Below are 24058 nucleotides of genomic sequence, written 5' to 3' on the forward strand. Positions count from 1 at the left end.
TTGTTATCAGGAGGATTTATGTCAAAAAAGACGATTGTGTTTACTGGTGGAGGCTCAGCCGGCCACGTAACACCTAATATTGCTATCATTAAGGAGATCGGTAATGACTGGAATATTCAATATATTGGTTCGAAAAATGGGATTGAAAAAGAGTTAATTTCAAAAATCAATATCCCTTATCACGGAATAAGCAGCGGGAAGCTAAGAAGATACATAGATGTTGAAAATGTAATGGATGTTTTTCGTGTATTAAAAGGCTGTCTCGATGCGAGGAAGGCTTTGAAAAAGATAAAACCGAATCTTGTTTTTTCTAAAGGCGGGTTTGTATCCGTGCCGGTTATCATCGCTGCTAGGTCATTAAAAATTCCAATTTTTATCCATGAAAGTGATATTACCCCAGGCTTGGCCAATAAAATTTCACAAAGGTTTGCAACCAAAATCTTTACTTCATTTGAAGAAACTAAAAAGTATTTTCCGGCACAAAAGACTTCCGTGATCGGGTCGCCGATTCGAAGAGAAATTTTTAAAGGTTCAGAGGAAAAGGGCAGAAGGTTTCTCGGATTTCATGATAACCGGCCGATTTTGACAATTATGGGTGGAAGTTTGGGGGCGAAAAAAATTAATGAGGCTGTAAGAGGGGCTCTAAAAAAGCTTGCCGCTGAGTACCAAATTGTGCATTTATGTGGAAAAAATAATATGGATTCGAGTTATTCATCTGTGCCAGGGTATAAGCAATTTGAATATATACATGATGAGCTGCCTGATATTCTAGCTGCTACGGATTTAGTTATAACTAGAGGCGGTTCCAATTCCATTTTTGAATTTCTAGCTTTAAAAATCCCGATGCTTATTATCCCTTTAGGTCTAGAACAAAGCCGCGGGGATCAAATTTTAAATGCCAAAGCCTTCGAAGGAGAAGGGTACTCTATAACGTTAAAGGAAGAAAACTTAACGATGGAAACTTTCGTTGATCAGTTGGAGACTTTGCAGAAAAAAAGTGGAGAAATCCGCAGGAATATGGAACAGTCAAAAATGGGGGATGCATTGCAGACTCTTGTGAACGAAATTAACGGACTGAGCTCATGAAAAAAGTAGGCGATTCTTCGATTGTGGAGGATCGCTTTATTTATGGGAAATTTGGGGCAAAAAGAATAATAAAAATTATAGTTAATAAAGTGTTATATAAAGGACTAACTGTCTGGATGAATGGTTTTGCTTTGAAAGGAGCTCGTTGAAGTGAAAAGAGAAAATAATGCGGCTCTAATCGTATTTTTGGGTATCGTCTTATTCATTTATATGGTTGTAAATGCTTTCCGCCATATTACGGTCTACGTTGTTTTTAGTTCCGGGCTAACTCCTTTTATCATTATGGCAGTATTAATTTTGGCGATTGTTATTTTAATTGTTAGAAGCTTATAATTTACATTCTTTAATCTTTAAGGCGATACCTGAAAACATCCGGTATCGTTTTTCCTTTATTAGGGATTCCATTATCTGCCTTAATCATTATTATTGCAGCCATCTTTTTCTTTCAAAGTGTAAGTATTGATTTTTAAACGATTTTGCGGAAAGGTACGAACGGTCCGAAATAGGGAAACATAGGTGGATAACCATGAAGGGCTGAAAGGATGTGAATAGTGTTATGACCAAGCTGAATACTATGATGGTGTATAACTTGATTCCAAGGTCCAAACATTGGGGCAGAATATCCTAAATAAATAGGCGCACCTGACCCAGTAATAATCGTATGCATGTTACCACCAACTTATTTTTTTACATATTACGTTCTGATTTTAAAAAAGAGCATGTCCTTTTTATACTAAAGGGCTGATTGGTAAAATGTGGTATATTTAGTCCGAATATTAGATTAAAAAAGATTGAAAAAAAGAAAAGTAACTGAGGCTGCAACGGCCAACAGTGACTTTTCCTTTTTACATTACGATTTGCATCTGATTAATTTTTTGTGTAGAGGAAGTAAAAAACTAAATACCACAAAATACAATGGAACTGAAATAATAAAGCTCCAGCCATTAGTTTTCATATAACCTACTTTCCTCATTCCCCATTCAATTAAAGTAGAAATTAAAATAAAGATAATGGCTAGCATCCATCTATTTGTCTTCTTTAAATAGTTTAAATAAATAACTGAAAGGGAGGATGGGATTAAGCTGTAGCTTAAAAATTCACCTATTCCCGTGACTTTTGGGTTACCGAAATCAACAAGGTCGAACATCTTTCCTAAAACAGAATCAGAAATCCAAGCAATATAACCAATTAATCCAAATGTAACATAAAACTCTCTCCAGCCAATCTCTTTTTTAGGCATAAAGAGAGCATACAAAAACAATAGCAGAGATAAAACAATTGGCAGCCAATTTCCTTGAGCATGTAAATCTAAATTTCTAGTTAGTGAATTCAAAGTAATCACCTTAACCTAGTCCTTAATTAATTTATCGCGGTCTGGGGATTGTGTCGATCATGTCCAAAAAAACCTGCAAGAAAGTGCTGCTTTTTCACATACTCTGCTTTTTCTGGAGTTTCAATGTAGGGAGGTTTTACATAGTTTTCTTGTTTCAGCATTAAATCACGAGTTAAATCCTGCAACGTTACTCCTGCATTTAAAACTCTTTTATGAAAAGAGGTTACATCTGAGCGTGTGGCCAACCCCAAAACCCCACCACTCGCTTGCATAGCTAGAATCGACATTCCATAACCCGGACATTTCTGCAGCCGTTAAAGGAATTTTCGTTTTATCTTCCACTTGACAACCTCCTACACATTCCTGTTGATGATAATATTCCCTATAAAAATGGAAAATATGAAAATTTAGCCGTAAAATCTAATAGATGAGTTTTTAATCTTTTGAGGAAATGGTATTTTTAAAATAGTTAAGGTCTTGCCCAATTAGTAAGGAGGATGATGAAATGATCGCGGAATTGATAAAAACAGAAAGTGGAGCAATTGCACGGTACGAACGGCACTGGAAGTATTCTGTACAAGAAGTTTGGGCGTGGTTAACAGAGAACGATAAACTTTCTAACTGGTTTTCAGAGCTCGAAGTGGAGGAACTCCGTGAAGGCGGGGCAATTATTTTCCATATGCCCGATGGTACTTCCGATAAACTAACGATAACCGAACTAAAAATGTATTCTGTTTTAGAGTTTACCTGGTGGGAGAACAAGATGCGCTTTGAATTAAGCCCAGAATCGGGTGGATGTATGTTGGTGTTAACGGAGACTTTGCAAGAAATCACAGACCATACACCCAAGGATCTTGCTGGCTGGCATATGTGTCTCGAGGTAATCCTCGCATTGTTAAATGGTAGAACGATCGAATCACGAGCTGAGGAATGGAAAATCTGGTATGAAAAATATATTCATGGTGTACAGGAATTTAACTCAGAAAATGCTGATTAAAGCACCATTGGGTGAGATGAAGGACAAAATGAGGTAGTCCCCCGTGATAATTTCCTTCATCTACCCCTTTGCTATCGATTCGGAAACATTGATTCCACTACATCAATCAGCTCTTTTTCCGTCGGTTGATAAAGCTTCTTTTCACTCTCTAGCTTCACAGTATATTGAATATCATCATACAGAAAAATAACCTGATATCCAGCTGGAATCTCCTTAATAAATGCCTCTTGACCATTCTTCAGTATTAGAGCGCGATAATCCTTTAAAACACTAAACTTTCCTAAATGAGGCGTTGCTTGAATGGACAATTTACCAGTTTTATCTCGATAAAACCAAATGGCCTCATTATAGACTACATTACCTCGTACATGGGTTACCTTAAAAGGGAAATAAGTGGGCACGAGCAGCTGCTTATTATATTTCTCTTGGTATTCCTTGATTGGTTCATTCATAAATGGGTTTGAATGGTCAGAAAGCACTTTGATCCTAGAAATTTTGTTATTTTTGACATAAACCTCCCATATAAAAGCAATTCTTTCAGTGAATGAATGGTTATCAAAGTATTCCCGTTCAAAACGTGCTAAAAGAATTCTAGCATTTTTATGGGGAGAAGGAAGTGTTTCAATTCCTTGAATCGGTGTGTTTTCACGAATTTCAGGGATTTTAACCGACGGATTAATCAGTTTCCTGGCCAATCTTTCATCCTTTTTCATAATCGCTATTACAAAATCTTGGAGGACGGTCTGCGTTGCGTCCGGGGACTTTGCCATTATTGAAATAGGCGCCAGCCACATTATCAAAAGATATACAATGAATGCTTTTTTCATACTCATCACCTATCATTAATTTCCCATTTCAATAACGGAAATATTCTAGACTGTAAATGGATTATTTTTTTTGAAAAATAATCAAAAATAAGGGAGGCAAAAATAAAGGAGGAATTCAAGGTGTCAAAGAAAAAGTTTACGCCCTCACCGGAAGTGGATCAAAAGCAGTTATTGAACCACAAGGTCGAAAAACTTCGTGAAAATAACTTTGAAGATAATCATGTGCGCCGAGGTACCACAAATGGCCAGATGGACAATAAATCTCCCAATAATCTTCGAATAAAAAAAGGAGTTGCTGTGTTTTGCAACTCCTTTTCCTAAAATAACCGCTCAATCAGTACCCACACTGGACCTTTCACCTGGAATAGAATATGTAAGATTTTATCCAATCGTAGCACCTCCATCGTTTATTTTAAGTTTCACAGCAAAAGAGGCTTTTTATTTTTACAAAGATAGTTTAATCTTCGCTCAAATTTTCCCAAATTCCCCCTCCTATCAAACTTCTAGTATAAAATAATCTTAAGAAATTCTTAAGAATTATCCAAAATGAATGTTAAGATTTTCCGTTTATTATATAAATAATGAAAAAATTGGTAGATAGAAAGAAGGGGAAACATGGATCCATATTATGTTCTAGTGGTTGATGACGAAAAAGAAATCCGGGATGTCATCGAGATCTATTTGAAAAATGAAGGGGTTACGGTATTAAAAGCGAAGGATGGGCTTGAAGCATTGGAAATCCTCAATGAACATCAAGTTCATCTGATTATTCTTGATGTAATGATGCCGAAGCTCGATGGGATTGCTGCCACCTATAAAATTCGCGAATCGAAAAACATCCCGATTATTATTTTGAGTGCAAAAACCGAGGATACCGATAAAATCTTGGGTTTACAGGTGGGGGCGGATGACTATGTCACAAAGCCGTTCAATCCGATGGAGCTTGTGGCCCGCGTAAAATCACAGCTGAGACGGTTTGTAACCTTAGGTACATATGAGGGAATCAAAAAGGTAATTGATCTAAATGGGCTAATTTTAGATCAAGCGGCAAAAGAAGTAACGGTCCATGGGGAACCTGTGAAGCTGACCCCAATCGAATATAAAATCGTGGAGCTTCTAATGACAAATGCCGGCCGGGTGTTTTCTATCGATGAAATCTATGAACGGGTTTGGAAGGAACCGGGCTATAACTCGGAAAATACGGTTGCAGTTCACATCCGAAAAATTCGTGAAAAGATTGAAATTGATCCGAAAAATCCAAGATATTTGAAGGTGGTGTGGGGGATTGGGTATAAAATGGAAAAATAAAGTTCTTATTGGAATTTGGGCGTTGCTGATCACGTATGGACTGAGCGGTATATTAACTGTTATTACTGCGGGAGAACGTCTTTTTACTCGTGACTATTTCCATACGGACGATTTTCAAAGCTATATGGAACAATTCCCAGGGTATTTTATTATGTTTGAGCTAACGAATATCCCCTTGGAGGAAGCGAAAAAGACGATTAAGGTTACAAAGGATGACATCAATGAGTATCGCTATCGGTACGGAAGTCTGTCTGAGCAGGAAAATAACATTAAAGAGCAATACGAGCAACGAATCTATGAAGCAAAGGCTAAAGAGGATCAAGTGACAGTGGATTCATTGACTGCGGAAAGAGACCATAAGATTAAGGATATCACCAATACTTTTAATAGTGACAAGTATGTCGAACAAAAGATTGTGAAGGAAAAAGAAAAGAAGATCGAAAAGTACTTTAAAGAAAGAGAGAATTATCGCGAAGATTTTCAGCGCTTTAAGGATGCATTTATTTACTATTATCAGGACAAGTCCACGGGAAAAGTCTACACAAACCTTCAACTGTCGGATGGAAAAACAGCAAAAGATGTAATGAACCCTAAAGATATGCTGTTTTATACAAATCATTATCTTCAGCAAGAGGATTTCATGTATTTTGGCCCAGGTGATCATGATGTTATTAATGCCATGATTCCAAAATCAATTGGATTACAAATAGGGGTACCTAAGTCTCTCTCCTCTGAAAATTGGTTAATGGTCGAAGCAGAAAATTACAATAAACAGCGAAATATCATATGGGTTTATGTTATATCGGGTATTGTAACCCTTCTTCTCGGTTTCTTAATCCGAAAAAATTCAAAAGGGATTCAGGCAGAAATCGAAAAATGGAGGCCATATTATAACAAGTTACCCGTTGATGTAAGGGTGTTCCTATTCAAACTATTGGGAATCGGATTCATCTTCAGTTTGTTTGTAACAAACAATCAGGTCATTTATTTTTATGAAAATCCAATAAATGCTGGAAAAGACTTCGTGATTCTTCTTTTCATTGGGCTGATTTTGGGAGCACTTACTTTTGTCCAATGGAACTATCTAACTGCAGTCGTAAAAGAGTGGAAAACGATTAAAACCCAGTGGGAAAAAGCTTTGATTTATAAATCAGGAAAAAATAGTAAAGTTTTTTTTGAGAAAGCAGTTACCAAATTAAAAGAAGCCTTTTTAAATCAAACGGCGGCCACGCAGGTGTTTATTCTTATGGCGGCGGCGTTTGGGTTGGGATTAGCTGCTGTTTTGGTTGTCATCCAACCTGTGTTCCTTCCTTTTTATCTTATTTTAGTGGGCTGCATGGCAATTCCCATCGTCGTAATGCTTGTTAACAGGATGGCATATTTGAACCAGATTGTTGAAAAAACAAATGAGCTCGCTGCCGGAAAGATGGGGCAGGATTTGGAGGTAGCGGGGAAATCAGTCCTAGCAACGCTGGCCGCTAATCTTAATGTGTTAAAGCAGGGGGTAAAAACCTCACAGAATGCACAGGCCAAGAGTGAACGCCTGAAAACCGAGTTAATTACCAATGTCAGCCATGACCTAAGAACGCCGCTGACTTCTATCATTACCTATACTCAGTTGTTAAAATCAGATGAGGTATCAACAGAGGAACGGACTGCTTATCTTGAAATTATTGATCGGAAGTCAAAGCGATTAAAGGTGTTAATTGATGATTTGTTTGAAGTATCGAAAATGGCGAGCGGCAATATGGAATTGAAAAAGGAAAAGGTGGATCTCGTCCAGTTATTGCAGCAGGCACTCGGAGAATACGATGATATGATCAATGAATCGAGCCTGCAATTTCGGGTTACGAACACGGAGAAGCCCATTAACGCGATTGTAGATGGACAGAAGCTTTGGCGAGTGTTTGATAACTTAATAGGCAATATCCTGAAATATTCAATGGAGAATTCCCGCGTGTATATAACGATTTCCAAATTGAATGATCGAGCGATGATTACTTTTAAAAATGTTTCTAGATATGAATTAAATGATAATAGTGATGAGCTGTTTGAGCGGTTTAAGCGTGGTGACACTTCACGCCATACAGATGGCTCAGGATTGGGCCTTGCGATAGCGAAATCCATCGTTGACCTCCACGAAGGCAGCCTTGAAATCGAAACAGATGGTGATTTGTTTAAGGTAAGTATTTCATTATGGCTTTCGGAATAGCTTAGTGAAATGGACACGGGTTACAGCCGTTTTTAATGCTGTAATCATCTCCTTTTTATTTTAGGAATGGGTTTCCAGATTGGTAATCGAATATCAATAGATCTTAAGAGTAGGAATTTTTAAGAAGATGGAATGGATATCAACACTTTTTAGCAGGATATCGACACTTTTTTAGATATATCAACATTTTTTAGAAGGATATCAACACTTTTAAAGATATATCAACACTTTTTACAATATATCAACAATTTTGACCGTCAATTGGCGACATTCTTATTTCAACCATCGTCTCGTCAATATAGAAAGTGAGCCATATAATATTATTGTAAAGAGCAAGGATAATAAAAAAACTAACAAAGGCGGACTGCTACGGCATCCTGGAATTGAGAAAGGGCCAGATGATCAATCTGGCCCTAATTATTTTAGCTAAAAATTTATCGTGAATGTCTTTGGTTTGGCTAAAAGATGGTGGGAATCTCCGTCAAGTAGGTCATCCGTTGTAAACGAAAAAGAGGTTATTTTATGGATGGGGGTTTCTGACTCATTCAACAAGCCAATTGTTCCTTTTCGTAATTCACTAGGTCTGTAATCCACTCTGCTGACACTTTTAGCACCTATTAAGGTATCATCTGACAGGATAAAGTTTTCTTCCGGAACTTTATAAGACCATTTATGGTTTAATGTAACATTTTCCATGCTGAAAAATTGAAGTTCTTTTGACCCAGTATTTTTAACAGAATAAGTAATTTCTATATAAGTAGTATTATTGTCGATTTCTGTCCGTGAAAGTTCTACGCGGTCTTGTATTTCTTCATTGCTTAGATTTTTCTCTGTAAATAATTGATAAGCCTCTTCATTACTTAAACCGGTATATCCTCGTAAGTATTCTTTAGTTTGTTTGGTTAGGTTTGATAGTCTAATTATTTTTACGTCATTTAACTTAATCACCATTGGGGAAATCGTAAATGTCTTGTTTACTTCTACTTTATCTATTAGGGTTAATGTCCCCCAGTTTTTTTGCCGGACTTTTTGGCCAATTTCCTTTAGATGGCCTCCCCCGTTATATTCCACGATAGGTATGTCTTCTTTCTTTTTCACAACTGTGTGCTTATTCTTGTGTAGCTCTGTTTGATCCGGATTATGGAGAAGATAAAATGTAAAGAAACCGATGAATAGAAGACAAAGGATTCCAACTGTGATTGTTTTTCTTGAATAGATTAAAATAAGTCTTCCCGTCCCTTATAAAATAATATGAAAATGCAATAGATTATAAAAATAATATAGGTATATTTTAAAAATAACAAGACAAAAGCAACCTCCAATGGTTGCTCTTGACTTGTTATTCGTGTTTTTCTGAAATCTTTGACTCGAGACTTGTACCATGAATGGCTTCTGTGATTTTATGCTTATTCTCCATCTGCTCTTCATCGGTCCGTGTTTCCCAAATACTATATTTAACGGTATTTGGAGGATTTTTATTTTCATTTTCCACTGATTCCACCTCCACTAAATAGGGTTTCTATTCCTTATAGAACTATTCACTTGGAGGAATGCCCAATTGAAAAATGATCCGGGTTCATTTCTTTGTGTTTTAATAAATATAAAAAGCAATGCAAGTTTTTTTGCATTGCTTTAAAGTATTTTTTTAAAACAAACTTTTTCTATTAATAGAAGCAAACTGCTCCAACGATGATTAAAAGAATAAATAATACTACGATTAAGGCAAAACCGCCAGCACCATAACCGAATCCGCCGTAACCGCATCCGCCATAACCATATCCAAATCCACCGTAGCCAAACATAATAATCCCCCTTTCAAGATTAAGTACATTTATTTCTTAATAGAAGCAGCCTCCAATATATGCAGCTCCTACAATAATAAGGAGGATAAACAATACAACAATCAATGCAAATCCTCCAGCGTATCCATCAGACATCGTATTACACCTCCTGATTTAGGTACTAACAAAATATGTAATGGATGAAAATAATGGAAGGGCATATACCTATTTCAGGAAGATGTGAAGAAATCTTATGAAAAAAAGGAATTACTTCATAGGTAAAAGGCAACGTGTTATAAACTTCGAGGTTCTGTGATTAGGGAAAAAAGTGATGGGAGAACCGGGGAATGTGTCTCCAATAAGCGCTATAGGGGACAAAAAATTCACCCAAATCAAGAATAGGGTTTCCAATAAGCAGTATAGGGGACAAAAAATAGCAGATGAATAAATAAATTTTTTCCCCAACACCATCATGGCCGTAAAATCACCTTAATACAGTCTTCAGTTTTTGTATCAAACACCTCATACCCATGCTTTGCCTGATCCAATGGAAGGACATGGGTGATGATATCGCTTGGATCCATTTTTCCTCCATTAATCATATCGTAAAGGAACGGCATATACGGAATGACTGGGGCCTGCCCAGTTTTAATATCAACATTCCGTTGGAAAATATCACCAAGCGGGAAGGCGTTGTACCTGCCGCCGTAAACTCCCGTAAGCTGAATCGTTCCGCCTTTTCTTACGGCCTGACTTGCAATTACAATTGCACCCATTGAACCGCCATGCAGCTTTAACCCGGAAGCAAGAAACTCGAGCGGGGTCATTTTTCCATCCATTCCAATCGCATCAATCACGATGTCGGCTCCGCCCTTGGTAATCTCAAGGAGGTAATCCCCGACATTTTCATGATCTTCAAAATTAACAATCTCAACCTTGTTCGTCCGTTTTGCATGCTCGAGACGGTACCCAACATAATCAACAGCAATAACACGTTTAGCACCCTTTAACCAAGAGAATTTTTGTGCCAACAAGCCAACGGGGCCGCAGCCTAGGACAATGACGGTATCGCCATCCTTTACACCTGCATGATCTACACTCCAGTAGGCGGTTGGTGCTGCATCAGCAAGCAGCACTAATTTTTCGTCTTCGACTTCACAATTATCGGGAATTTTAAAGGGAGTAAAGTTTCAGAATGGGACCCGCATGATACTGCCTTGCCACCGGCATATCCACCCGTGGTTTCTGAATAGCCAAAGAAACCTGAACCATGGCCATGGGGGTTTCCATTGTCACATTGACTTGTCAAATCATGTGTACAATACCAGCAGTGGCCGCAGCTCACATTAAAAGGAATGATAACTCGGTCGCCTTTTTTCAAACTTGTGACCTCAGGACCAACCTCCTCAACCACGCCCATTGGTTCGTGCCCAATCACATAATCGGTCGGCAAATTGGGAATCATGGCATGAATTAGATGTAAGTCAGAACCGCAAATGGCCGAGGAGGTAACTTTTACAATAATATCATCGGCATTTTTAATGGAAGGATCTTTTACCTCTTTCACTTGCACATTCTTGATGCCTTGATACGTTACGGCTTTCACTGTAATCACTCCTTCCTGTTATTTATTTGGTGTAGCAAACATGCCGCGTCTGTCAGTGTCATTTGGGAAAAGATTGAGCTGGGCAATTTGTACTGCGGTTTGGGCTGCCTTTAAATCAATCGGTATTTGTTCGTTGAAATCAAAGGGGTGAAGCCAGCCTCTTTTTATCATCAAATCTTTAATTTCTCCATGTAAGTCAATAGCTGCATCCATTTGCTTGTACAGTGCGTTTCTTAGCTCGGGATTAGTTGTTTCGGTAATCGCAAAACTGTAATTTCGTATTCCGGTTTTCACTGATAAATGGGAATGGGTGGAATGACAGACCAAGTAATTGCAACGGATTTCTTGATTTCGGTCAAATCGGGGGTGCGAAATTATGCTGCGGCGATTACAGAGGCAGCCACTCTGGAATTAAGAGAAGCCCTTCGGGAGCAATTACGGGATGCCGTTGAAACTCATGAAAAAATCACCAACTTTATGATGGCAAGGGGATATTATCATCCACATGAATTGGGCGACCAGCTTCAGGTAGATTTAACAGCAGCTGACACAGCATTTAATCTTGCACAGAAATCGTAAAAAAACCCCAAGTTGACTTGGGGTCTTTTATCTATTCTTTTGCAAATTTATCACGGTCAGCAGACAAAAGTGGTTCTTCAAGCAGCCATTTTCAATCAAAATATAACCCCCGTCATCGTACAAAGTATTCCCAGACTTTTTTTAATGTCCAACCATACTAAATTCCATCATTGAGGCTCTTTCATTTTATATATACCTAAAAAAAAGGCTTTGTACTCATAGAAAAAGTATAATGGTTCAAAATACAGAATAAGGACTTTTCTGTAATAAAACCTCATTCAAAAAAAGTTTAATGGTAAAGTTGGGAAGACAATGGGAAAAAGTGACCGCAAAGTTGAAATGCTTTTTTGGAGTATTGCCCTCCCTGGATTTGGGCAGCTTCTAAATGGTAAATATCTAAAAGGGCTATTATTTGTCGGATTAGAATTTTTGATCAATGTCAAAGCCCATTTTAATACGATTATCATGTTAAGTTTTCAAGGAGAAATCGTAAAAGCAATCCAAGAGACGAACTATCAATGGCTAATGTTTTATCCATGTTTATATTTTTTCGCCATGTGGGATGCATGGAAGGATGCTGGAGGTGGGAAGGACCGATATTCATTTATACCTTTTGTGTTTGCTGCCTATTTTGTAACGGTTGGCTGTATGTATTCCAATACCCTTATATTATTTGGGGTTCTATTCGGTCCTGTATGGCTTCCGATCTTGTTTATGATTCCTGGATTATTCATTGGTATGGTCATTCGAAAAATTATCCTCCATTTTTCATAGGGTGATTTTTCTGTTTTTATAAAAAAGAAGCTCGGAATTTGAGCTTCTGTTGTTTGTTGTGGGTTGTTCATCTTATAAAGAAGGTGCTGCAACACCTGTTTTTGGTACAGGCTTTTAGCTTTTGCTTCATTCGTACTATTTTAGAACGACCAGTCCATCAGGTATGATTGCCAATATCTTTAGCACACTTTCAAAAATTCCACTCGGAAAATTTGGCCAAATTGAACGTATTTCCTATTATAATTTGAGGATATTAATTCAAATTAAGAAAATAATATTCAACAAACGGAAAGAATAAATCAATTGAATTTTATATTGGGATAGCGAATGAAACGTGAACTTTTATTCAACTTCCAGGAGTTTTTCATTGATATAAGGCTGTAAATCCTTTATGCTAGATATTGAAAGCGTTATATTGAAATAATATCTTTCTTTACTCCGGTTTTTTAACATCCTCAAGTTGTATTTCAAAACAGCTTGATTACATTCACAAAAGGGGAGATATAGATGAGGAAAATTAGCTTAGCATGGCAAATTTTCATTGGGTTAGCCTTAGGTATCATTGTCGGTGCCATTTTTTATGGAAACCCGCATGTTGAAACTTATTTGCAGCCAATTGGGAATATTTTTATTCGTTTAATTAAAATGATTGTCATCCCGATTGTTGTCTCAAGCTTGATCGTTGGTGTTGCTGGTACGGGTGATATGAAATCGTTAGGAAAGCTTGGGGGAAAAACACTACTATATTTTGAAATTGTTACGACCGTAGCAATTGTAATCGGTCTTTTAGCAGCAAATTTATTTCATCCGGGTTCCGGAGTGGATATGTCCCGTTTAACGAAAACTGATATAAATACGTATGTAGAAACCGCAAAAACCACAGAAACACATTCTATGGTTGACACATTTGTCAATATTGTCCCAACTAATATCATGCAGTCACTTGCGAATGGCGACATGCTTGCAATTATTTTCTTCTCCGTTATGTTCGGGCTTGGAGTTGCGGCAATTGGAGAAAAAGGAACCCCGATTGTGAATTTCTTTAAAGGAACAGCCGAGGCCATGTTTTACGTGACGAATCAAGTTATGAAGGTTGCGCCGCTTGGTGTATTTGCCTTAATTGGGGTTACAGTCTCTAAATTTGGTTTAAGCTCCTTAATACCACTTGGAAAACTTGTAATCGTGGTATATGGTGCGATGTTCTTCTTTATTCTGGTTGTGCTCGGACTTGTGGCAAAACTCGTTGGAGTTAATATCTTTAAATTCCTAAAGTATTTGAAGGACGAATTGCTCTTAGGTTATTCAACCGCAAGCTCCGAAACTGTGTTACCAAAAATCATGGAAAAAATGGAGAAGCTCGGATGTCCAAAAGCGATTACATCGTTTGTTATTCCAACAGGATATTCCTTTAACCTTGATGGATCAACACTTTACCAGGCGATTGCAGCATTGTTTCTTGCACAAATGTATGGAATTCATATGAGTATTGGCCATCAAATCACCTTAGTATTGGTATTAATGATTACATCAAAAGGTATTGCCGGGGTTCCGGGTGTATCGTTTGTTGTTTTACTAGCAACTTTAGGAACGGTCGGCATTCCCGTTGAAGGTCTTGCCTTTATTGCAGGTATCGACCGGATTTTAGACATGGCCCGTACATGCGTGAACGTGGTTGGAAACTCCTTGGCTGCTATTGTGATTACAAAATGGGAAGGTCACAAGCTCGATGACTCTGGTGAAGAGCAAGTGGCGTAAATAAAAAAGGTGCCTCGGGCACCTTTTTTTCTTTTAAGCAATCTTTATGGCTTTCCCAAAAGGGACTTTTGGCAAAAATTCATCTGGGACCAGCCAGTATAGCTCGTATTCCACCTTTGTGATTTCTTCATAAATATAACCGGTTACGTCGGTTATGTAGAATAAGGTATCAATCTTTTCCTTTTCGGCCCATTCTAATACATCTGTATAAGAGGCTTTTCCATGTGTATAATATTTGATGGTGTCTGATTTAACCGGGGTAATACTACGTATTTTGAAATCGGCTTGGACGAGAAGAGTATCAGGCTTAACGGTTTCGAATAGCTTAACAATGTTATTAATTAGAATTGTTTGTACTTCAACGGATGAGGTATCAACTGCAAGAGCGATTTTTTTATCTTCTTTTTTTTGAATCATCGATAAAAGTCTCATATGCCATTTCAACTAAAACCAACTCCCTTGTATTATGAGCAGCAGTTTTTAGTTTGCTTTTTCAGCGAAGAAAATATGTTGGTTAATGCTTCTAGCCTTCTTTTTATTATAGTCCGTGTTATAGGACAATGTTGATTTTGAAAACGTTGATTGGAGCGGAAGGTGCGAGACTCCTGCGGGAGCAGCGGGACAGGTGAGACCCCACAGGCGCTTAAGCGCCGAGGAGGCTCACCGCCAGCCCCGCGGAAAGCGAGCATCCTGGAGCGGAAATCAACAACCAAGTTTAACAGCTCTTTATTATAAAAAAGAGGAATTTGTACAAGTTGGGGATTTGCCATTTCATTTTTATAATTTCTACATATTTATATATATAAATTATAATTTTGGGGGTGATGATGGTGCAAGGAAGAAAGAAACGAAAAAGTCTTTTTCCAATCTGTATTTTCCCGGAATATAGATGGTGTGGTCCGGGTTGCAGTGGTCCTGGTGCACCGATAAATGATGTTGATTACTGCTGCTATAGACATGACACCTGCCTCGATTATGGAATATCCCCTTGCCAATGTGATTATGAATTCATGGAATGTCTGCGCTATAAAAGAAATCCACATACACAAAAAGGAAGAAACGCAAATCTCATGTATGAATTTATGAAAATGAAAACATCACTCACCTGTGGAGGGTATAGAAGATACAGATAGTTTTTTGTGATTGGGTAAACTCTTTATTGATGCCTAGTATGTTTTGGTGTCAATAATACCCTTCCTTAAAGGGTGTCTGCTCTTACCATTTAATTACAAATTTTTCTTGATTATTCACTCAAATTAAAGTAGTATTAACTTACTATTTATGAAAAGGGTGACCATTAAGCCGATGATCTACTAATCCTATTGTAAGAAAAAATTCGTATCAACGAAAATATTTCTGGATAGGATTAGTGCGGACTTTTTTACATAACCTATGGGGAGTACAGGGAAATTTAATGTACTATGCCCATTTTGTGTATGTTTTGCCTCCTGTCCAGGTTAGGAATATGGAGGTTTTTTTATGGAAAAAACAAAATCAGATATCACTGTCGGAGCGTTGTTTCGAAACCAGGTTATTCGTACCATTCTCTTATCCGTATTTTTCCTGCAAATTGGTATCTGGGTACGTAACTATTCAATTTTACTTTATGTCATTGAACGAACTCATGAAAATCCAGTAGCCGTTTCGCTTATTTCTGTAGCGGAATTTGCCCCGATCTTTTTGTTTTCCTTTATTGGCGGAACCTTTGCAGACCGCTGGCGTCCAAAGCGTACCATGATTTGGTGCGATTTTCTTAGCGCACTGTCGATTTTTGTTGTCTTATTGACACTTCTTTTCGGAAGTTGGAAGGTCATTTTCTTTGCGACCCTTGTTTCATCGATTCTATCGCAGTTTTCACAACCATCTGGAATGAAGCTATTCAAGATTCATGTCAAAGAAGAATTGATCCAAATGGGGATGTCGATGTACCAAACGGTATTCGCTTTGTTTATGATTCTCGGTCCAATTATTGGAACCTTTGTGTTTCAGCATTACGGCATTAATGCTGCAATCGCCATCATGGGAATTGCATTTCTGTTGTCTGCAGCCATTTTATTCATGCTGCCTCCTGATAAAGAGAGTGAGGAAAATCAAGAGAAGACCACGCTTCTAAATGAAATGAAGGCAGGATTCCGTTATGTTTGGAACAGTCGTGCATTAACACTTCTTGGCGGATGTTTTGCTGCTGCAGGCTTAGGGTTAGGGCTTACCCAACCATTAGCTGTTTTCCTTGTTACCGAACGTCTTGGGCTACCAAAAGAACAGCTGCAATGGCTGATGGCTGCTTTTGGAATAGGGATGATTTTAGGAGGAGGCCTGACAATTGGTCTTGCGAAAAAAACCCCACCGCAAATCCTGCTTGCGCTTGGAATGTCCGTAAGTGCAATCGGATTCTTCGTAATGGGGGTATCAGATCAATTATGGCTGACCTTGACAGCCCAATTTATCAGCGGACTGTTCATGCCGTGCATTCATATCGGGATTAACACGATGATTCTGCAAAATACTGAGGCTGCTTTTATCGGAAGGGTTAATGGGATCTTAAACCCGATGTTTATGGGAACGATGGTAATTTCCATGAGTGCGAGCGGATGGTTGAAAAAAACATTTTCGCTTCTAACCATGTATGAAGCTTCAGCCCTGTTATTTATTGTAGGGGTGCTGGCCTTAGTGCCTTTATTTAAGCGCTCTTCTTCGGTATTAAAAGGAACGGAAGAAATGTAATTGGCTGTAACAAACAGAGCTTGGAAACCCAAGCTCTGTTTTATTTAGGTTTCCCTAGAGCTTTCTTTTCCAAGTGACGTACCCACCTATAATAACCAAGTAGAATGAGCAGCAAAAAGGGATCGAGAATGGCTGCATGCCAAAGTGTCCACCAACCATAATGAAAATATCCCCAGGGTTCCGGTAGAAGGGTCACTAGTTCGTATAATAAAATGGCGATAACAAAAAAGAATATATAAACAGCTTTCTTTAGGAGATTGGCCGTATAGGGAAACCGATTAAGAAAAATCATATTAACAGGCGGGACAAGAAATAAATGCGGAATTAGCCCAGACCAATCGACTTCTTTACCAAAATACCAATAGGCATGGAATTTGAATTCAATGATGATGTCGAAAAGGCTTTGTAAAGCAACCGTAAAAACCCAGATATGTGCAATCAGATTGGCAGTAAGAATTTTATTTGTTTTAAAGGCAGTAAGGTTAAACACTATAATGGCAATAATAAGTCCAATCATGGAATTTTCCTTTTTTAAGCTAATTTACCCATAGTGTTCGTTATTTTATACGCGCCGTTAGTACAAAATAAGCCAGGTAGCTGCCTGACTTATCTTTTCACAACTTCAAATAGTACGGCAACTCCAACACCACCGCCGCTGCCAATCGCGGCTACAGCAAAACGGGCATTTTTCCTTCGCTGTACTTCATAAAACAGCCTCGTAACTAGAATGGCACCCGATGCTCCGTACGGGTGACCGATGGTTAAGGCGCCGCCGGACACATTTAGTTTTTCGTACGGGATTGAAAGTTCCTGTGCGCACGCAGCAATTTTTGAAGCGAATGCCTCGTTGATTTCAAAAAGATCAATCTCTTCAATGGTCAGTCCATTTCTTTTTAGTAAAGTTTGAATGGCCGGAATCGGTGCTGCTCCGGGATAATGGGGATGTACTCCTGCAGCCTGGCTGTCAACGAAGCGAAGAATCGGTTTGTATCCAAGAAGATGTGCGGTTGACTCCTCCATTACGACCACGGCAGCTGCACCGTCATGAATCCCACAGCTGTTTGCAGCGGTCACGGTCCCATTTTTTACAAAAGTCGGTTTTGCCCGTTTTAGCAGTGCGCTCATGTTTCGTTCCTTACTAAATTCCTCATCCCTGATATGCCGTTCAACTGCGACGATTTCTTCTGTAAAAAGCCCTTCTTTATAAGCCTCCCAGCTCCGAAAATAGCTTAACAAGGCATATTCATCCTGTGTTTCCTTGCTGATTCCAAATTTTTCCGCAACATATTCAGCCGCAACCCCCATATCCGGATCACCGATATGATCAGGTGAGAAGCGGGCTCTTTTTGGAAAAGGTGAGGTGCTTGGACTTTCGACACCACCGGCTAGATAGCACTGACCTGCACCACCTTGGATAAAATAGGAAGCCATTCGAATCGCTTCGAGACCGGCACTGCATTGGCGGTCTAGGGTTACACCGGGGACCTGAAGTGGAAGGCCTGCTGTTAAGGTGGAAAGCCGGGCAATGTTTCCCCCGGTCCTGTCACATTTCCTAAAAGACAATCGTCAAGCTGATCCTCGATTCCACTTGCTAAGTACTCAAGCAAGGGACCAGCCAACTCATGGGGCTGTAGCGATTGAAATATTCCATTTTGTTTTCCGATGGGAGTTCGCTTTGCTTGGACAATGACTGCTTTTTTAATGGTTGTTCACCTTGCTTTCGACCAATTCGTTTACCTGCCTGCGGGCAATTTTTCCACCGCTTGTATAGGGCATTTCATCGACGAATACCCATTTTCGCGGGATTTTAAAAGAAGCAAGCTTTTCCTTGCATAATCTTTGAAGTTCCAATTTTGTGGCTGTGCCTTTGACTACTGCGGTTACGATTTGTCCCCAGTAAGAGTCATTTGCTCCAATAACGGCTACTTCCTCCACTTCATGATGTAAGGAAAGTACTTTTTCAATTTCTTCCGGGAAAATATTGATGCCGCCATAGAGAATCATGTTCTTTTCCCGACCGACAATATATAGGTATCCTTCTTCATCCAAATAGCCCATGTCATGAACGGTAAGCCAATCATGTTCTGCTTGAACTGTGTTTTGATTGGGCTCCAGGTATCCGCTGAAAATCATTTTACTTTTCACATAAATCTTTCCTGTTTGATTCGGCTTTGCAAGCTTAGAATCCGGCAGGCGGATTTCGATTTTTACATTATGGCAGGGCCTGCCGACAGAACCCGGTTTTCGCTCCATTTCCCGATCGGATAATACGGTTACAAAGCTTAGCTCGCTTGCCCCGTAAAACTCATACAGGGTCAGGTTCGGAAACTGGCTGCGGACCTGGCGTTTGGAATGATCCTCCCATTTGGCTCCGGAGGAAAGAATCTTTAGCGGCCTTTCGATGGTACGTTCCGCCTGAAAAAGGGAGGAAATCATCGTCGGGACGACATAGAGGACGGTAATCGGAGTCGTATCAATCCACCTCATTGCCTGGGATGGGATGTATTTTTCAAGCAAATAAACGGTTCCGCCCAGATATAGCGTACTGATTGCACCGTAGAGGAAGTGGGAATGAATCAGCGCCCCAGGGATCAGAACGTGGTCATTCTCATCCATCTTGAAATCAACACGGTTGCAGGCAAAGCTTGCAACCCACGAGTTGTGTGAGCGAATAAATGCTTTCGGATTACCTGTCGTACCGGAAGTGAATCCCATGTAAAAGGGAAGTTCCCCGTTTGAGGGCATGGTTTCCGGCGCCGGTCCCTGCTGAATTTCCTCCCGGCATTCATCCCAAATGAAAACTTTAGTAGGGGAATGGAGGTTTTTTACGGAAGAAATCCTGTTTTTTGTCGTTATAACAAGCGAAGCCTTGGAAAGTGCGAGCCGTTTTTCTACCTCTAATTCGGTCCATTTAATATCAAATGGGACTGCCGTCCAACCAGCCGCTGCCGCCCCCGTAAACAATTGCAGAAATGGAATCCCATTTGGGAGCAAAATTGCAACCGTTCTATTAAAAGAGTGGAAGGACCTAAACCAATTCGCCGTTCGACAAACACTCTCATACCATTCCTGATAGGTAAACCTCTCTGTAGCCGTTAAAATCGCTGTTTTCATTGGAAACTTCTTTGCATGATTTGCATATGAGTCAGTAATTGAAGCCATCTATAATCTCCTCTCTGTTTGTGTTCGACAAAATTCGGGTGGTGACAGGCACCACCTGAATTTTGTCGAATGATAGTAAAAAGAGACACCGTTATAGTGTCTCAACGTTTTTGTGCAGGTTTCGTTTTATAGCCGGTGATTTGGCTAGTCTGTATACGAGGTAGGATGCTAGGGTTGCTTTTAGGATGTCTCCCGGGATATAGACTAGGCTAGTGATGATGGCGTCGGTGATTTTGATGTGCATGATGAAGGCTTGGACTGGAATGCCGATTATGTACATCATGAGTATTCCTACCGTTAGGTTGATTAATAGAATTCTCGCAAATCGTAATTTACTGAAACGCGAGATGAAATAGCCAAGACAGAAAGCAGTTATTGGCCATGAAATTAAATAGCCCGCGCTTGGCCCTACAAAAACAGCAAATCCTCCTCGTCCACCGGACAACAATGGTGCACCAGCCGCTACTAGCAAAAGGAAAATGATCATACTCCAAGCACCGCGTTTTGGACCTAATAAACCGCCGGCAAGCAAAACACCTAATGTTTGTAGTGTAATCGGAACCGGTGTAAATGAAAGCATGATTGGAGGGACAAAGCCTAAAGCCCCCATAAAGGCAGCTAATAAAGCAACATATGTAATGTCTAAAAGTTTCATATTCCATCTCCTCATATTTAACTATAGATTTGTACTTTTTTCAATTTTATTGTAAAAGCGGCAGAAATATATGTCAACTTAATTTTATGTAAAGTTAACATATAAAAATGAAATATTGGGAAAATTACTCTATTTTTTCAAAAATATTGATAGATTTTGGGTGTTCTTTCCCAATCTTCCCCTGCTTTTTCCCATGCTATAATTATTTTGAAAATTATAAATTGTCTTTCGGGAGGTCTAAAGTAGATGAAAAAACGTACTTCACTTGTTCTTGCCCTTGGTCTAACAGTAGGAGCAGTCATGCCATTTACGGCAGCCGCACAAGCCAAAACACCGTATAATGTGATGGCTTCAAAGGAAGATCAGTTCAATAAAGGTGCAAAGGTGACCTGGAAAAAGGGACAAGCCGTTCCAACCTTTGTACATGGAAAACTATCAACTAAAGGTCATAAAGACAAGGAAGCTATTAAACAATTTATTAAAGAGAATAAACAAATCTATCAATTAGATTCGGATAAAGATCTCACATTATTAAATATTCAAACCGATGAAATTGGCAGCACACATTATGATTTTGTTCAATCGGTGCAAGGAATACCTGTCGACGGGGCTGCCTTTAAGGTTCATACCGATAAAGACGGAATTGTAACTGCCGTCAACGGGGATGTTTTCCCAGAAGCGTCCAGTTATTTTAAAGGAAAGCTAAAAGCACAGCTTTCGAAGGATGCAGCGCTTGCCAATGCATGGAAATCAATCAATCTGACAAAAGATAAAACACTTATTGATGCCGAAACTGGCCCTAGGGGAGAAAAAGAACGGGGGCTGGTTGAAAAGAGTAAGCAAGTGATCTATAAAAAAGGGAATGACTTCTATCACGCCTACAAAATCAATCTTCAATTTATTCTGCCGTATCCGGCAAACTGGGTCGTCTATGTCGATGCCAATAATGGTAACATCCTAGATTCCTATAATGCAGTCGCAGAGGGGACTGGCGTTGGGGTTTTAGGCGACACAAAAACCATTAACACCTATTATTCAAGCGGAACCTATTATTTATATGATATAACCAAACCAATGTCCGGTGTAATTGAAACAAGGACAGCGGCCAATACCCAGCGCTTACCGGGCAACTATTCCGTTGACGCTGATAATAATTTTAATGCAACCTCCCAGCGAGCAGATGTTGATGCCCACTACTATGCAGGTGTTGTCTATGACTATTATAAAAATAATTTCAATCGCAACAGCTTTGATAACAATGGTGCAACCATCCGCTCAACGGTTCACTACAGCCGAAATTATAACAATGCCTTCTGGAATGGTTCGCAAATGGTTTATGGGGACGGAGATGGGACAACCTTTACCTCTTTATCCGGTGCAGTTGATGTCGTCGGCCATGAGTTAACCCATGCAGTCACGGAGAGAACGGCTGGATTAGAGTATCAATATCAATCTGGAGCCCTCAATGAGTCGATTTCCGATACATTTGGGGTATTTATGGACCGTGGGGATTACTTAATTGGCGAGGACGTTTACACACCGAAAAAAGCCGGAGATGCTCTAAGAAGTTTATCGGACCCAACTCTTTACGGTCAGCCGGATAATATGAGCGGCTATGTGAACACGACCTCTGACAATGGCGGGGTTCACACCAACAGCGGTATTCCAAACAAAGCTGCGTATTTAACGATTCAAAAGGTCGGGTTCGATACGGCTCAAAAAATTTATTATCGTGCCCTAACAGTATATTTATCTCCAAAGAGTAACTTTAGTGATGCACGGGCTTCCCTTCTTGCTGCTGCGGCAGACCTTTACGGATCTGGAAGCACTCAATATAGTGCAGTAGCATCTGCTTGGTCACAGGTTGGAGTCTACTAAAGATAGGAATGATAGGAATGATAGGACTGGGAATAGGTTCCCAGTCCTATTGACTTATGAGTTTGCAAAAAATAGAATATTCTTAATACAATTGGAGGTGCAGGGAGCGAGGAAATTGATCGGAGAACGGATTCGCTATTTTCGAAAAATGAAAAATATCACGCAAAAACAGCTGGCAGAGGGCATTTGTGCCATCTCTTATCTTTCGAAAATTGAGAGTGGAACAGCTGCTGCGGGTGAAGAAGTTATTCGTTTGCTCTGTGAAAGATTGGAACTTAGTGATGAAACATTAGATGAAGGCTATGATGGGGACTTGTTGAAAAAAATGGATCCATTTAAATTGGCAGTAAAGAACAAACAATTTTCGGAAGCTGAAAAAATGAATGAGTCCTTAAAGGAAGCCATACAAAAGAGTCAATCACAGCAGGTTCATATGAAGTATGATATCTATCTATTTGGTCTTTATGTTTTTTCAGGGAAAACCGAGCAATCCCAATTCTTACTCGAAAAAATTCAAAAATATCCAGAGCTTTTGCAGGACAGGCCCCATCTTCGTTTTGACTACTATTATTTTTTAAGCATCTATTATTATCTTCAAGAACAATTTCAACAGGCGATAGTTTGCAATGAGAATATGATTCTTTTGTTTAATCTTCCCGAAGTAACAGAGGGAGAAAAAGGAAGAATCTATTATAACCAGGCCCTTGCCTGTACGAGTATCTATCAATATTTTCAATCCATTCTTTTTACCCAAAAGGCATTAGAATTTTTCCGCCGGGAATTTGATAATGAAAGCAGTCTAAAATCGCTTATTTTACTAGGGATTAACCATCGACGCGTTCATAATTACAGAGAATCGGAACGATTTTTAAAAAGGTCTTTGCAATTATCACAAAAATTAAAGGATGATCACTCGACTTCAATCATTTACCACAACTTGGGTTATTTATATTCCAGTATGAATCAAACCGAGGAGGCTCTTCAAAATTTTCAAGCAGCACTCGATTCCAATGGTATTTTGGACCATGAACTTTTAAGTACGTATTACTTAATAGCAAAGGAATATATGAATCTTGGAAATAAGCAGGAGGCAAGGAGGTGGTGTGATCAAGCACTTTCGAAGCTTAAAACTGTACCAATTGATGAATACTATTACCATATCCGCGTGCTGGATCTTGAGATTGAGCAGGTTGAAAACAGCCAATATGAGGAGTTACTTTTGAAAGCAATCTCCTATTTTGAGCGTGAACAATTATATCAATATGTTACGGAATGCTCGGAAAAACTGGCAAACTTTTATTTTAAAAATACAAAGTATAAAAAGGCGAGTGAATACTACCGATTAGCGAATAACGCTCGTAAAAATATTAACTAAGGGGGA

General features: G+C 39.2%; 24 protein-coding genes and 2 pseudogenes. 12 read left to right on the top strand and 14 right to left on the bottom strand.

The window, feature by feature from the left end:
- Nucleotides 1–18 precede the first annotated feature (18 nt).
- A complete protein-coding gene (gene murG / locus RCG21_RS05515) occupies nt 19–1086 on the top strand; it encodes an undecaprenyldiphospho-muramoylpentapeptide beta-N-acetylglucosaminyltransferase (protein ID WP_133336520.1) in 1068 nt (355 codons plus the stop codon).
- A gap of 150 nt (nt 1087–1236) precedes the next feature.
- Nucleotides 1237–1419 (top strand): hypothetical protein, encoded by a 183-nt coding sequence (locus RCG21_RS05520; protein ID WP_133336518.1) that lies wholly within the window; start codon nt 1237–1239, stop codon nt 1417–1419.
- Nucleotides 1420–1936: 517 nt separating this feature from the next.
- Here RCG21_RS05520 and RCG21_RS05525 read toward each other — a convergent pair.
- The gene (locus tag RCG21_RS05525; RefSeq protein ID WP_133336514.1) at nt 1937–2419 is read right to left on the bottom strand and encodes a hypothetical protein; all 483 of its coding nucleotides are present in this window, start codon (nt 2417–2419) and stop codon (nt 1937–1939) included.
- A gap of 26 nt (nt 2420–2445) precedes the next feature.
- The gene (locus RCG21_RS05530) at nt 2446–2664 is read right to left on the bottom strand and encodes a hypothetical protein (RefSeq protein WP_133336512.1); all 219 of its coding nucleotides are present in this window, start codon (nt 2662–2664) and stop codon (nt 2446–2448) included.
- Nucleotides 2665–2924: 260 nt separating this feature from the next.
- Here RCG21_RS05530 and RCG21_RS05535 point away from each other — a divergent pair, with 260 nt between their 5' ends.
- Nucleotides 2925–3416 carry an SRPBCC family protein gene (locus RCG21_RS05535; protein WP_308912939.1) on the top strand — a complete coding sequence of 164 codons (492 nt, stop codon included), beginning with the start codon at nt 2925–2927 and terminating at the stop codon, nt 3414–3416.
- A gap of 71 nt (nt 3417–3487) precedes the next feature.
- Here RCG21_RS05535 and RCG21_RS05540 read toward each other — a convergent pair whose 3' ends face one another.
- Nucleotides 3488–4243, bottom strand: a complete 756-nt coding sequence (locus tag RCG21_RS05540) for a hypothetical protein (RefSeq protein WP_133336508.1) — start codon at nt 4241–4243, stop codon at nt 3488–3490.
- A gap of 120 nt (nt 4244–4363) precedes the next feature.
- Between RCG21_RS05540 and RCG21_RS05545 the strand changes: the two genes are divergently transcribed.
- The 3 genes from RCG21_RS05545 to RCG21_RS05555 all read left to right on the top strand — a co-directional run bounded on the left by RCG21_RS05545 (nt 4364) and on the right by RCG21_RS05555 (nt 7763).
- A complete protein-coding gene (locus RCG21_RS05545; RefSeq protein WP_133336506.1) occupies nt 4364–4564 on the top strand; it encodes a hypothetical protein in 201 nt (66 codons plus the stop codon).
- A gap of 294 nt (nt 4565–4858) precedes the next feature.
- Nucleotides 4859–5551, top strand: coding sequence for a response regulator transcription factor (locus RCG21_RS05550; protein ID WP_308912940.1), 693 nt, complete (start codon nt 4859–4861; stop codon nt 5549–5551).
- Nucleotides 5529–7763 carry a sensor histidine kinase gene (locus RCG21_RS05555; protein WP_308912941.1) on the top strand — a complete coding sequence of 745 codons (2235 nt, stop codon included), beginning with the start codon at nt 5529–5531 and terminating at the stop codon, nt 7761–7763. Before RCG21_RS05550 ends, RCG21_RS05555 begins: the two co-directional genes overlap by 23 nt.
- Before the next feature lie 426 nt (nt 7764–8189).
- Here RCG21_RS05555 and RCG21_RS05560 read toward each other — a convergent pair whose 3' ends face one another.
- The 6 genes and pseudogenes from RCG21_RS05560 to RCG21_RS05585 all read right to left on the bottom strand — a co-directional run bounded on the left by RCG21_RS05560 (nt 8190) and on the right by RCG21_RS05585 (nt 11444).
- Nucleotides 8190–8861, bottom strand: coding sequence for a hypothetical protein (locus RCG21_RS05560; protein WP_133336499.1), 672 nt, complete (start codon nt 8859–8861; stop codon nt 8190–8192).
- A 241-nt stretch (nt 8862–9102) separates the two neighbouring features.
- Nucleotides 9103–9255 (bottom strand): hypothetical protein, encoded by a 153-nt coding sequence (locus RCG21_RS05565; RefSeq protein ID WP_165976313.1) that lies wholly within the window; start codon nt 9253–9255, stop codon nt 9103–9105.
- A gap of 172 nt (nt 9256–9427) precedes the next feature.
- The gene (locus RCG21_RS05570) at nt 9428–9565 is read right to left on the bottom strand and encodes a YjcZ family sporulation protein (protein ID WP_133336497.1); all 138 of its coding nucleotides are present in this window, start codon (nt 9563–9565) and stop codon (nt 9428–9430) included.
- A gap of 36 nt (nt 9566–9601) precedes the next feature.
- Complete coding sequence (locus RCG21_RS05575; RefSeq protein WP_133336495.1) at nt 9602–9700, bottom strand: YjcZ family sporulation protein; 99 nt, start codon at nt 9698–9700, stop codon at nt 9602–9604.
- 314 nt (nt 9701–10014) lie between these two features.
- Nucleotides 10015–11150 (bottom strand): annotated as a pseudogene (locus tag RCG21_RS05580) (zinc-dependent alcohol dehydrogenase).
- Between the two features lie 18 nt (nt 11151–11168).
- Entirely contained in the window at nt 11169–11444 is a 276-nt protein-coding gene (locus RCG21_RS05585; protein WP_308912942.1) for a spore coat protein, read from the bottom strand.
- A 21-nt stretch (nt 11445–11465) separates the two neighbouring features.
- Between RCG21_RS05585 and RCG21_RS05590 the strand changes: the two genes are divergently transcribed.
- The 3 genes from RCG21_RS05590 to RCG21_RS05600 all read left to right on the top strand — a co-directional run bounded on the left by RCG21_RS05590 (nt 11466) and on the right by RCG21_RS05600 (nt 14258).
- Complete coding sequence (locus RCG21_RS05590; RefSeq protein WP_235824845.1) at nt 11466–11729, top strand: spore coat protein; 264 nt, start codon at nt 11466–11468, stop codon at nt 11727–11729.
- Between the two features lie 312 nt (nt 11730–12041).
- Nucleotides 12042–12503, top strand: coding sequence for a hypothetical protein (locus RCG21_RS05595; protein ID WP_133336489.1), 462 nt, complete (start codon nt 12042–12044; stop codon nt 12501–12503).
- Nucleotides 12504–13010: 507 nt separating this feature from the next.
- On the top strand, nt 13011–14258 hold the full coding sequence (locus RCG21_RS05600; protein ID WP_026573040.1) for a cation:dicarboxylate symporter family transporter: 1248 nt from the start codon (nt 13011–13013) through the stop codon (nt 14256–14258).
- A 33-nt stretch (nt 14259–14291) separates the two neighbouring features.
- Here RCG21_RS05600 and RCG21_RS05605 read toward each other — a convergent pair whose 3' ends face one another.
- Nucleotides 14292–14702 (bottom strand): VWA-like domain-containing protein, encoded by a 411-nt coding sequence (locus tag RCG21_RS05605; protein WP_133336487.1) that lies wholly within the window; start codon nt 14700–14702, stop codon nt 14292–14294.
- A 1035-nt stretch (nt 14703–15737) separates the two neighbouring features.
- Between RCG21_RS05605 and RCG21_RS05610 the strand changes: the two genes are divergently transcribed.
- Entirely contained in the window at nt 15738–16982 is a 1245-nt protein-coding gene (locus tag RCG21_RS05610; protein ID WP_133336483.1) for an MFS transporter, read from the top strand.
- A 40-nt stretch (nt 16983–17022) separates the two neighbouring features.
- Here the strand turns inward: RCG21_RS05610 and RCG21_RS05615 are convergent, their stop codons facing one another.
- The 4 genes and pseudogenes from RCG21_RS05615 to RCG21_RS05630 all read right to left on the bottom strand — a co-directional run bounded on the left by RCG21_RS05615 (nt 17023) and on the right by RCG21_RS05630 (nt 20799).
- Nucleotides 17023–17499: a hypothetical protein gene (locus tag RCG21_RS05615; protein WP_308912943.1), complete on the bottom strand. Its 477-nt coding sequence runs from the start codon at nt 17497–17499 to the stop codon at nt 17023–17025.
- An 89-nt stretch (nt 17500–17588) separates the two neighbouring features.
- A pseudogene (locus RCG21_RS05620) lies at nt 17589–18685 on the bottom strand (acetyl-CoA C-acyltransferase).
- Nucleotides 18681–20144 carry an AMP-binding protein gene (locus tag RCG21_RS05625; protein WP_308912944.1) on the bottom strand — a complete coding sequence of 488 codons (1464 nt, stop codon included), beginning with the start codon at nt 20142–20144 and terminating at the stop codon, nt 18681–18683. The pseudogene RCG21_RS05620 and the gene RCG21_RS05625 overlap by 5 nt, the downstream one beginning before the upstream one ends.
- A 91-nt stretch (nt 20145–20235) precedes the next feature.
- On the bottom strand, nt 20236–20799 hold the full coding sequence (locus RCG21_RS05630) for a biotin transporter BioY (RefSeq protein WP_308912945.1): 564 nt from the start codon (nt 20797–20799) through the stop codon (nt 20236–20238).
- A gap of 246 nt (nt 20800–21045) precedes the next feature.
- On the opposite strand from RCG21_RS05630, the gene RCG21_RS05635 reads away from it, so the two are divergent.
- A complete protein-coding gene (locus tag RCG21_RS05635) occupies nt 21046–22677 on the top strand; it encodes a M4 family metallopeptidase (protein WP_308912946.1) in 1632 nt (543 codons plus the stop codon).
- Nucleotides 22678–22792: 115 nt separating this feature from the next.
- Entirely contained in the window at nt 22793–24052 is a 1260-nt protein-coding gene (locus tag RCG21_RS05640; RefSeq protein ID WP_308912947.1) for a helix-turn-helix domain-containing protein, read from the top strand.
- The last annotated feature ends 6 nt before the right edge of the window (nt 24053–24058 follow it).

The organism is Bacillus salipaludis (assembly GCF_030938565.1).
GTDB classification, from domain to species: Bacteria; Bacillota; Bacilli; order Bacillales; family Cytobacillaceae; genus Neobacillus; species Neobacillus salipaludis_A.